We start from the raw sequence: 10,763 nt of genomic DNA on the forward strand, positions 1-10,763 counted from the left end.
ACCTGCGCGAGACGCTCGCCGAGCGCCGCGGCGAGCGGTTCGGGCAGCGGGTACGGGTTCTCCATCGCGTCGAGCTTCACGAACCCGCTCGCGTCCGGCACCGGGTAGCTCGTCATCGCGAGCACGTCGCGGCGGATGATGTCTTGTGGCGTCGTCATGGTCTCAAGCCGGCGTGCGTCGCGCCGGCGTCAAATGTTCGGCAAGGCGGCGGCTGCCGCCCTGCACAGGTGTCTCCAGCCCCGGCCTTCAGGGGCAGGCCGGGCGGCACGTCAGCGCCAGCCGCGGCCCCGCGCAGCGGGTGGTCAGTGCCTCATCCGGAACTCGGCGCTCTTCGCGTGCGCCTGCAGCCCCTCGCCGTACGCGAGCTCCGATGCGATCTCGCCGAGCGTCTGCGCGCCTTCTGCGCTGACCTCGATCAGGCTCGAGCGCTTGATGAAGTCGTACACGCCGAGCGGCGACGAGAAACGCGCGGTGCGCGACGTCGGCAGCACGTGGTTCGGGCCTGCGCAGTAGTCGCCGAGGCTCTCGCTCGTGTAGCGGCCGAGGAAGATCGCGCCCGCATGGCGAATCTGCTGGCCCCATTGCTGCGGCTCCAGCGCGGAGATTTCCAGGTGCTCGGGCGCGATGTCGTTCGCGATCCGGCAGGCTTCGGCCATGTCGCGCACCTTGATCAGCGCGCCGCGCCCTTCGAGCGACGCGCGGATCACGTCCTGGCGCGGCATCGACGGCAGCAGCTCGTCGATCGCCTTTTCGACGCGCTCGAGGAACGCACCATCCGGGCACAGCAGGATCGATTGCGCGAGCTCGTCGTGCTCGGCCTGCGAGAACAGGTCCATCGCGACCCAGTTCGGATCGGTCGTGCCGTCGCACAGCACGAGGATTTCCGACGGCCCGGCGATCATGTCGATGCCGACCGTGCCGAACACGCGGCGCTTCGCCGACGCGACGTACGCGTTGCCGGGGCCGCAGATCTTGTCGACGGCCGGCACCGTCGCCGTGCCGTATGCCAACGCGCCAACCGCCTGCGCGCCGCCGATCGTGAACACGCGATCGACGCCGCCGAGCAGCGCCGCGGCGAGCACGAGGTCGTTCTTCACGCCGTCCGGCGTCGGCACGACCATCACGATCTCGCCGACGCCCGCGACGCGCGCGGGAATCGCGTTCATCAGCACCGACGACGGATACGCGGCCTTGCCGCCCGGCACGTACAGGCCGACGCGGTCGAGCGGCGTGACCTTCTGGCCGAGCACCGTGCCGTCGCTTTCCGTGTACTGCCAGCTATGCGTGCCGCACTCGATCTTCTGCTTCTCGTGGTACGCGCGCACTCGCGCGGCAGCCGCTTCCAGCGCCGCGCGCGCCTTCGGCGCGAGGCCGTCGAGCGCCGTCTGCAGCGCGTCCTGCGGCAGCTCCAGCGCGGCGATGCTGTTCGCGCTCAGCCGGTCGAAGCGGTTCGTGTACTCGAGCACCGCGGCGTCGCCGCGCGACTTCACGTCGGCGAGGATCTGCGCGACCGATTGCTCGATCGCCGCGTCTTCGCTCGCCTCGAATGCGAGCAGCGCGCGCAGTGCGGCGCCGAAGCCTTCGCTCGTCGAATCGAGCTTGCGGATGGTGATGGACATGGGAGTTCCGTTACGGTGATGCGCTCAACCGCCATTCTGCGACGCGCGTTCGAACGCGTCGAGGATCGGCTTGAGTGCCGTGCGCTTCAACTTCAGCGCAGCCTGGTTCACGACGAGGCGCGACGAGATCGCCATGATCTCCTCGACCTCGACCAGATTGTTCGCCTTCAGCGTGCCGCCCGAGCTGACCAGGTCGACGATCGCGTCGGCCAGCCCGACCAGCGGCGCAAGCTCCATCGAGCCGTACAGCTTGATCAGGTCGACGTGCACGCCCTTCGCGGCAAAGTGTTCGCGTGCGGTTTCGACGTACTTCGTCGCGACGCGCAGGCGCGCGCCCTGGCGCACGGCGCTCGCATAGTCGAAACCGGCCGACACGGCCACGGACATCCGGCAGCGCGCAATGTTCAGATCGATCGGCTGGTACAGGCCCGAGCCGCCATGCTCGACCAGCACGTCCTTGCCGGCCACGCCGAAATCCGCCGCGCCGTATTCGACATAGGTCGGCACGTCGCTCGCGCGCACGATGATCACGCGCAGGTCGGGGTTCGTCGTCGGCAGGATCAGCTTGCGCGACGTTTCCGGATCCTCGGTGACCTGCACGCCGGCCGCGGCCAGCAGCGGCAGGGTTTCCTCGAAAATCCGGCCCTTCGACAGGGCAAGGGTCAGCGGCGCGGTCATGCTTGGCTCCCGGAAAGGCGGCGCACGTTCGCGCCGACGGCGGTCAGTTTGGCTTCCATGCGGTCGTAGCCGCGATCGAGGTGATAGATGCGGTCGACCAGCGTTTCGCCGTCGGCACGCAGCCCGGCGATCACGAGGCTCGCCGACGCACGCAGGTCGGTCGCCATCACGTTCGCGCCCGACAGCTTGTCGACACCCGTCACGAGCGCGGTGTTGCCGTCGATCGTGATGTTCGCGCCGAGCCGGTTCAGCTCCTGCACGTGCATGAAACGGTTCTCGAAAATGGTTTCGACGACCTGCGCGGTACCCGTCGCGACCGTATTGAGGGCCATGAACTGCGCCTGCATGTCGGTCGGGAACGCCGGGTATTCCGACGTGCGGATCGTCACCGCCGACGGCCGGCGGTCCATCTTCACGCGCAGCCAACTGTCGCCTTCCTCGATCGACACGCCGGCTTCGCGCAGCTTGTCGATCACCGCGTCGAGGATGTGCGGGCGCACGCCCGTCAGCATCACGTCGCCGCCGGCCGCCGCGACCGCGCACAGGAACGTGCCGGCCTCGATACGATCGGGGATCACCGAATGGCGTGCGCCGTGCAGCCGCTCGACGCCCTGGATCACGAGTCGATCGGTGCCGATGCCGTCGATTTTCGCGCCCATCGCGACCAGCAAGTGTGCGAGATCGCTCACTTCCGGCTCGCGCGCGGCATTTTCGATCACCGTCTCGCCATCGGCGAGCGTCGCGGCCATCAGCAGGTTTTCCGTGCCCGTCACCGTGATCATGTCGGTCACGATGCGCGCGCCCTTCAGGCGCTTCGCGCGGGCTTCGATGAAGCCGTGCTCGATGCTGATCTCGGCGCCCATCGCCTGCAGGCCCTTGATGTGCTGGTCGACCGGACGCGCACCGATCGCGCAGCCGCCCGGCAGCGACACCTTCGCCTCGCCGAAGCGCGCGAGCAGCGGCCCGAGCACGAGGATCGACGCGCGCATCGTCTTCACGAGCTCGTACGGCGCGACGAGGTTGTCGACGCGCGACGCGTCGAGCTGCACGCGGCAGCCGTCGGTCTCGCTCTTCACGCCCATCTGGTTCAGCACCTTCAGCGTGGTACGCACGTCCTTGAGATTCGGCACGTTGTCGAGATCGACCGGGTCCCCGGTGAGCAGCCCCGCGCACAGAATCGGCAGCGCGGCATTCTTCGCGCCCGACACGACGATCTCGCCCGACAGACGGTGGCCGCCTTCGATCACGAGCTTGTCCATCCCATGGCCATGCGATTCCCCGTTGGCGGCCGGGTGTGCCGTGGCGACGCTCTGGACGGCGTCGCGCTCGTTGACGGTGACTTGCACTCAGTGATTTCCGTTTATGCGTTCTGCCATTCGGCGGGCGTCAGCGTCTTCATGCTGAGCGCGTGAATTTCCTGCTTCATGCGATCGCCGAGCGCCGCGTAGACGAGCTGGTGCCGCTGGATCGGCCGCTTGCCTTCGAAGGCAGCGGACACGATCGTCGCGAAGAAATGCTGGCCGTCGCCTTCGACTTCCAGATGCGTGCAGGCGAGACCGCCGGCGATGTATTGCTTGACCTGTTCGGGAGTCGGCAACATGGTGTAAGGCTCCTGTCGGCGCGCGCCGCCTGGATGGCGGCCCGCTGCCTGTCGATATCAATGACGCAGTTTGTAGCCGGTCGCGAGCAGCCGCATCGCGATCAGCGCGAGCAGCACGAAGAAACCGGTGACGATCGCGAGGCTCGCGAACGGGTTGATGTCGGACGCGCCGAAGAACCCGAAACGGAAGCCGTCGATCATGTAGAAAAACGGATTGAGACGCGAGATCTCACGCCACACGGGCGGCAGCGAGTGCGTCGAATAGAACACGCCGGACAGGAACGTCAGCGGCATGATCAGGAAGTTCTGGAACGCCGCGAGCTGGTCGAACTTCTCGGCCCAGATCCCGGCGATCAGGCCGAGCGTGCCGAGGATCGCCGAGCCGAGCAGCGCGAACGCAATGATGAACAGCGGCGCCGCGAAATGCATCGGGATAAACCAGATCGTCACGACGAACACACCCGTGCCGACCGCGAGGCCGCGCACCACGGACGCGAGCACGTACGCGCCGAAGATGTCGCGGTACGACAGCGGCGGCAGCAGCATGAACACGAGGTTGCCGGTGATCTTCGACTGGATCAGCGACGACGAGCTGTTCGCGAACGCGTTCTGCAGCACGCTCATCATCACGAGGCCCGGCACGAGGAAGCTCACGTACTCGACGCCCGGATAGACCTCGACGCGGCCCGACAGCGCGTGGCCGAAGATCGTCAGGTACAGCAGCGCCGTGACGATCGGTGCGCACACCGTCTGAAACGACACCTTCCAGAAACGCAGCAGTTCCTTGTAGAACAGCGTTTGAAACCCGCTCATGCCAATCCCTCGATGACGTCTGCCCCGTTCATCACCTGGACGAACACATCTTCGAGGTCGGCCTTGCGGACCTCGATCTCGTCGAACGTGCAGCCCGCCGCGCGGCATTGCGCGAGGATCCGCTCGACATCGTCGTAGCTCGTCAGGCGCAGCAGGTGCTCGCCCGGCGCGCGGGCGGCCGGGTCGGACTCCAGCCCGCGCAGCTCGGACGGCAGCGCGCCGGTCGCGAGGCGCAGGTAGAGCTGCAGCCCCGCGAAGCGGCGCAGCAGCGCGTCGGTGCGGTCGAGCGCAACCACTTCGCCACGGCGCAGCATCGCGATGCGGTCGCACAGCGACTCGGCTTCCTCGAGGTAATGGGTGGTCAGCACGATCGTGTGGCCTTCGCGGTTCAGGCGCGAAATGAATTTCCACAGCGTCTGGCGCAATTCGACGTCGACGCCGGCGGTCGGTTCGTCGAGCACGATCACGGGCGGCCGGTGCACGAGCGCCTGCGCGACCAGCACGCGGCGCTTCATCCCGCCCGACAGCGCGCGCATGTTCGCGTCGGCCTTCTCGGTGAGGTCGAGATTGGCCATCACTTCGTCGATCCAGTCGTCGTTGCGGCGCAGCCCGAAATAACCGGACTGGATCCGCAGCGTCTCGCGGACGGTGAAGAACGGATCGAACACGAGTTCCTGCGGCACGACGCCGAGTGCGCGACGCGCACCACGGAAGTCCTTGACGACGTCGTGACCGCGCACCGAGATACTGCCTTCGTCGGCCCGGGCAAGCCCGGCGAGGATACTGATGAGCGTGGTCTTGCCTGCGCCGTTGGGGCCGAGCAGACCGAAAAACTCGCCTTCCTCGACCGACAGGCTGACGCCCTTGAGCGCCTGAAGCGACTTGTAGCGCTTCTTGACGTGACGGATTTCTATGGCTGACATGACTGTGCGCGACGCAAGGGCCGCGACGCCTATTCTGTGCTTGCTGCGAATGAAAATGGGGGCCGGACGCCGATTGGCTGCCCCGCAAAACGCTTGATTATAGGGCAAACCGGCTGGTGGAGCCGGTGCCGGAAGCACGCGGCCTGAAGCTTGCGCGCGCCGGGCGGCGCGGCAGGCTCCGGTCGGACAGGGTCAATGTCGCCCGGTGCCTTCGATGAGCGCGTCGACGCCGTAGGCGCGCGCGAGGCTGGCGAGCTTCGGAGGGAGATTGAGGATGTCGAGGGCCGTGCCGCGCGCTTTGGCGGCACGTTGCCATGCGAGCAGCACGGCGAGCGCGGACGAGTCGAACTGCGTCAGCGCCGCGCAATCGACGGCGGTCGCGCCCGCGCCGATGCGCGCAAGACCGTCCGCGAGCGCGGACTTCGCGCTCGCGACGGTCAGCGAGGAGCCGGCTTCGAAGCCGCTCACGACGCTTGCTTGCCGGCGGCAAGTTGCTGGTTGCGCTGCGTGAGGAACTGGATCAGGCCGTCCACGCCGCTTTGCTGGATCTTCTCGTTGAACTGCTGCTGGTACGTCTGGATCAGCCACGCGCCGAGCACGTTCAGGTCATACACCTTCCAGCCGTTGGCCGACTTGTACAGGCGGTAGTCGATCTGGACCGGCTGGCCGTTGTTCATCGCGACCGTCTTGACCACGACGTCGGTATCGGCCGGATCGGCGCGGAACGGCGGGTACTGGATCTGCTGGTCCGGCTTCAGCTGCGCCAGCGCGCCCGAATACGTGCGGATCAGCAGCAGCTTGAACTGCTCCTGAACCTGTTGCTGCTGCTCGGCCGTCGCGGTGCGCCAGTTGCGGCCCATCGCGAGCTGCGTGGTGCGGCGGAAATCGGTGTACGGCAGGATGTCCTTGTTGACGATCGTAATGATGCGATTGGTGTCGCCCTGCTTGATCGTCTGCTGTTTGACTTCGTCGAGCACCTGCTGCGTCGCCGTCTTGATCAGCGCTTGCGGGTTCGACTGGTCGACTTGCGCGTGGGCTGCGCTGCCGAACGAGAACAGCGCCGCGAAAACGGGGATCAGGAACAGTTTTTTCATCATAGTGACCTGCATGAATGAGTCGATGCGGAGGTTGGAGCAGGTAGCTTACGCGCAAGTTCGCGCACGCTACCGACTGAATCGTTTCCGGCTGTAACGAATGTAAATCCGTCAGTGCAGCCGGATGCTCGGGAAGCGGAACCCGCCCGGCGACGGCGGCGCCACTGGCATCGCGGGCACGTTCGTTTCGCTGGCCGGGTTCGGCGATTCGGCCGATCCCGAGGCCGGTGCGGCCACCGCCGCGCCCGATGCACCTGCCGGCGCCGTTGCACCGCCCACCGCTGCCGCGCCCGCCGTACCGGCTGCCGCCGGTGCCGCGCCGTCTTCCGGCAGGTCGTACTTCGGCAGCGCGTCGTTGCTCGACGTCGCGGCCGCCTCGCCGCGCGCGTTGCTGATCAGCATCTGGCGACGCTGCAGGTACGCGTTACGCACGAACGAATACTTGTCGAGCGCCGCGGCATCCAGCACGTCGCCCGCGCCGAGCAGGTTCGAACGCGTGTTGACGAGGTTGACACCGAACAGGCCCCAGCTCACGCCGTCCGGCTTCACGTAGGTGAGCGGGTTGCCGACGTAGTCGACGCCCAGGCCGGCCGTGTCGCGCAGCGTGCTCGGGCCGAGCAGCGGCAGCACGAGGTACGGGCCCGACGGCATGCCGTAGCGGCCCATCGTGATCCCGAAGTCGGCCGTGTGCTTCGGCAGCTTCGCGATCGTCGCGACGTCGAACAGGCCGCCGACGCCGAACACCGTGTTGATCACGACGCGCATGATGTCGCCGACGCCGTCCGCGATCCGCAGCTGCACGATGTTGTTCGCGGCGATGTAGACGTCGCCGATGTTCGAGAAGAAGTTCGTCACGCTGTCGCGCACCGGCTGCGGCACCACGTACTGGTAGCCCTTCGCGACCGGCTTCAGCGCATACGTGTCGACCTTGTCGTTGAACGTGTACATCGTCCGGTTGAAGCCTTCGAGCGGATCGCCCTTGGTCGGCGTCTGCACGGTCGCGCAGCCGCTCAACGCGGCGACTGCCGCTACCGCCAGCGCGGCCTGCCTGATGCGGATCGTCTGCATGGTCATTACCCTCTTGTTTTCTCTCGTGTGGTTATTGGGCCGCCGAACCGGACGCGGCGGACACCGCCGACGCCGGCACCGCCACCGGTGCCGGTGCGGCCGGCGCACCGGCTGCCGGCTTCGCCCCACCCGCATCGGCAGCCTTGCTGTACAGGAACTGGCCGATCAGGTTTTCGAGCACGATCGCCGATTGCGTCATCGTGATCGTATCGCCCGTCTTCAGCATTTCGGTGTCACCGCCCGGATCCAGACCGATATATTGCTCGCCGAGCAGGCCCGACGTCAGGATCTTCGCCGACGAATCCTTCGGGAATTGATACTGGCCGTCGACATCGATCGTGACAAGTGCCTGGTACGTATTCGTGTCGAAGCCGATCGTCTTCACGCGGCCGACCACGACGCCTGCGCTCTTCACGGCCGCGCGCGGCTTCAGCCCGCCGATATTGTCGAATTTCATCTTCACCGAATAGGTCGGCTGAAACGACAGCGAGCTCATGTTGCCGACCTTCAGCGCCAGGAACAGCACCGCAAGGAAGCCCACCACCACGAACAGGCCGACCCAGAAGTCGAGAGCAGTCTTTTTCATCGTCATCCCAAAATTTGGCTTGGCTGAGGCTTAGCTGAACATCAGCGCGGTCAGCAGGAAATCGAGGCCGAGTACGGCGAGCGACGCGAACACGACCGTCTTGGTGGTCGCGCGCGACACGCCCTCGGGCGTGGGCTTCGCTTCATACCCTTGATACAGCGCAATGAAGGTCACGGCGAACCCGAACACGATGCTCTTCAGCACGCCGTTGCCGACGTCGGCCCAGACCTGCACGCCGCCCTGCATCTGCGACCAGAACGCGCCCGGATCGACGCCGATCAGCACGACGCCGACGAAGTAGCCGCCGAGCACGCCGACCGCGTTGAAGATCGCGGCCAGCAGCGGCATCGCGATGATGCCCGCCCACATGCGCGGCGCGATCACGTTCTTGATCGGGTCCACCGCCATCATCTCGAGCGCGGTGAGCTGCTCGCCGGCTTTCATCAGACCGATCTCGGCCGTGAGCGACGTGCCCGCGCGGCCCGCGAACAGCAGCGCGGTGACGACCGGCCCGAGCTCACGCACCAGCGACAGCGCGACCAGCAGGCCGAGCGCCTGCTCGGAACCGTAGCGGTTCAGCGTGTAATACCCCTGCAGGCCGAGCACGAAGCCGACGAACAGCCCCGACACGGCAATGATCACGAACGAATAGTTGCCGAGGAAGTGGATCTGCTTCGTGACCAGCCGCGGCCGGCGCAGCAGCGGGAAGAATTCCAGCACGAGGCGCACGAACAGCCGCGTGCCGTAGCCCGCGCGCTCGAGGCCGCCGATGACGTAACGTCCGATCGCGCTGATCATGCGCGCCCTCCGCCGAGCCCGAAATCCGCTGCGAGCGGCGGGCTCTGGTAATGAAATTTGAACGGGCCGTCCGGCGCACCGTCGATGAACTGCCGCACGCTCGGATCGGTCGATGCGCGCAGCTCGTCGGGCGTACCCTGCGCGAGCACGCCGCCGTTGGCCAGGAAATACACGTAGTCGGCGATCGCGAACGATTCCGGCACGTCGTGCGTGACGAGGATCGACGTGGCGCCCAGCGCCTGGTTCAGCGTGCGGATCAGGTTCGCGGTGATGCCGAGCGAGATCGGATCGAGGCCCGCGAACGGCTCGTCGTACATGATGAGCTGCGGATCGAGCGCGATCGCGCGTGCCAGCGCGATGCGGCGCGCCATCCCGCCCGACACCTCGGACGGCATCAGGTCGCGCGCGCCGCGCAGCCCGACCGCGTTGAGCTTCATCAGCACGAGGTCGCGGATCAGGTCTTCGGGCAGGTCGGTGTGCTCGCGCAGCGCGAACGCGACGTTCTCGAACACCGACATGTCGGTGAACAGCGCGCCGAACTGGAACAGCATGCCCATCTTGCGGCGCAGCGCATACAGGCCGTCGCGCGTTTGCGCGCCGACGTCGGCGCCGTCGAACAGCACCTGGCCGCGGCGCGCACGCACCAGGCCGCCGATCAGGCGCAGCACGGTCGTCTTGCCGCAACCCGACCCGCCCATGACCGCAACGACCTGCCCACGCCCGAAGCGCAGGTTCAGGTTCGACAGGACGAGGCGGTCGCCGTAGCCAAAGTCGACGTCGCGGAGTTCCAGCAGTGTGTCGGTAGGAGTGGGGCTCACGGAGCGGACAATCCTTTTACGCAGAACGCCGAATTATAGGGCCTGCATTGGAATGATGTCGTGACGCCGTTCCGGGCCCTGCGGTCAATGATTGTCAAATTGTCCGGGAAAACATTGCTGCAATGCAACAACAGCAGCCCGATAGTCGGCCGCGCCCGTCACCGCACTGACCACCGCGACACTGCCGACGCCCGTTGCCAGCACGGCCGACAGCGCGTCGAGCCCCACCCCGCCGATCGCGACGAGCGGCGCCTGCGTGCCCGCGAAGCGCGCATAGCGGGTGATCCGGGCGAGCCCCTGCGGCGGCGCCGCAACGGCCTTGGTCGCAGTCGCGTACACGGGGCCGAGCGCCAGGTAGCTCGGGCGTTCGTGCAGCGCCCGCAACATTTCGTAATAGCCGTGGCTCGAAAGTCCGAGCCGCAGGCCCGCCCGCGCGATTGCCGCCAGATCGGCCGTCTCGAGGTCTTCCTGGCCCAGATGAACGCCGTACGCCCCCTCTTCTGCAGCGATCTGCCAGTGATCGTTGATGAACACGCGCGCATCGGGAAAGCGGCGCCCGGCCGCGACCGCACGTGCGATTTCCCGCCGCAAGGTGTCCGGCGTTGCGCCTTTCACACGCAGTTGCACGGTCCGCACACCGCAATCGAGCACGCGCTCGACCCATTCGGCGTCCGGCACGACCGGATAAAGGCCCAGCTGTGCGGGGCACGGTGCGAACGCGGGCTCGGGGGCGGCCGGCAGCCCGGCGACCCGCGGGAACCGCGCG

13 protein-coding genes and 1 pseudogene are annotated in these 10,763 nt (G+C 66.9%); all 14 read right to left on the bottom strand.

The genetic code is table 11. The features are described from left to right. Positions 1-158, bottom strand: a pseudogene (locus G3N93_RS24925) (histidinol-phosphate aminotransferase); the annotation flags it as partial. 144 nt (positions 159-302) lie between these two features. After that, positions 303-1,619 (bottom strand): histidinol dehydrogenase, encoded by a 1,317-nt coding sequence (gene hisD / locus G3N93_RS24930; RefSeq protein WP_174984360.1) that lies wholly within the window; start codon positions 1,617-1,619, stop codon positions 303-305. 24 nt (positions 1,620-1,643) lie between these two features. Continuing rightward, positions 1,644-2,297, bottom strand: coding sequence for an ATP phosphoribosyltransferase (hisG, locus tag G3N93_RS24935; protein WP_011350725.1), 654 nt, complete (start codon positions 2,295-2,297; stop codon positions 1,644-1,646). Further along, complete coding sequence (murA, locus tag G3N93_RS24940) at positions 2,294-3,643, bottom strand: UDP-N-acetylglucosamine 1-carboxyvinyltransferase (RefSeq protein ID WP_174939793.1); 1,350 nt, start codon at positions 3,641-3,643, stop codon at positions 2,294-2,296. Before murA ends, hisG begins: the two co-directional genes overlap by 4 nt. 14 nt (positions 3,644-3,657) lie before the next feature. Next, positions 3,658-3,897, bottom strand: a complete 240-nt coding sequence (locus G3N93_RS24945; protein WP_006477131.1) for a BolA family protein — start codon at positions 3,895-3,897, stop codon at positions 3,658-3,660. A 57-nt stretch (positions 3,898-3,954) separates the two neighbouring features. Continuing rightward, positions 3,955-4,710, bottom strand: coding sequence for an ABC transporter permease (locus G3N93_RS24950; RefSeq protein WP_011350723.1), 756 nt, complete (start codon positions 4,708-4,710; stop codon positions 3,955-3,957). Then, on the bottom strand, positions 4,707-5,633 hold the full coding sequence (locus tag G3N93_RS24955) for an ABC transporter ATP-binding protein (protein ID WP_011350722.1): 927 nt from the start codon (positions 5,631-5,633) through the stop codon (positions 4,707-4,709). The genes G3N93_RS24950 and G3N93_RS24955 overlap by 4 nt, the downstream gene beginning before the upstream one ends. A gap of 192 nt (positions 5,634-5,825) precedes the next feature. Further along, positions 5,826-6,101, bottom strand: a complete 276-nt coding sequence (locus G3N93_RS24960; RefSeq protein ID WP_006477133.1) for a lipid asymmetry maintenance protein MlaB — start codon at positions 6,099-6,101, stop codon at positions 5,826-5,828. Next, positions 6,098-6,727 carry a phospholipid-binding protein MlaC gene (locus G3N93_RS24965; RefSeq protein ID WP_041492999.1) on the bottom strand — a complete coding sequence of 210 codons (630 nt, stop codon included), beginning with the start codon at positions 6,725-6,727 and terminating at the stop codon, positions 6,098-6,100. Before G3N93_RS24965 ends, G3N93_RS24960 begins: the two co-directional genes overlap by 4 nt. A gap of 111 nt (positions 6,728-6,838) precedes the next feature. Continuing rightward, positions 6,839-7,795 carry a VacJ family lipoprotein gene (locus tag G3N93_RS24970; protein WP_206134173.1) on the bottom strand — a complete coding sequence of 319 codons (957 nt, stop codon included), beginning with the start codon at positions 7,793-7,795 and terminating at the stop codon, positions 6,839-6,841. A gap of 31 nt (positions 7,796-7,826) precedes the next feature. Beyond that, positions 7,827-8,387 (bottom strand): outer membrane lipid asymmetry maintenance protein MlaD, encoded by a 561-nt coding sequence (gene mlaD, locus G3N93_RS24975; RefSeq protein ID WP_041492723.1) that lies wholly within the window; start codon positions 8,385-8,387, stop codon positions 7,827-7,829. 24 nt (positions 8,388-8,411) lie between these two features. Further along, entirely contained in the window at positions 8,412-9,179 is a 768-nt protein-coding gene (mlaE, locus tag G3N93_RS24980; protein ID WP_006477137.1) for a lipid asymmetry maintenance ABC transporter permease subunit MlaE, read from the bottom strand. Continuing rightward, positions 9,176-9,997 (bottom strand): ABC transporter ATP-binding protein, encoded by an 822-nt coding sequence (locus G3N93_RS24985; RefSeq protein ID WP_174939799.1) that lies wholly within the window; start codon positions 9,995-9,997, stop codon positions 9,176-9,178. Before G3N93_RS24985 ends, mlaE begins: the two co-directional genes overlap by 4 nt. An 84-nt stretch (positions 9,998-10,081) precedes the next feature. Continuing rightward, positions 10,082-10,763: thiamine phosphate synthase (thiE, locus tag G3N93_RS24990; protein ID WP_206134172.1), on the bottom strand; the 682-nt coding region annotated here is incomplete at its 5' end.

It is taken from the genome of Burkholderia sp. Se-20378, from assembly GCF_017104665.1.
Taxonomy (GTDB): domain Bacteria; phylum Pseudomonadota; class Gammaproteobacteria; order Burkholderiales; family Burkholderiaceae; genus Burkholderia; species Burkholderia lata.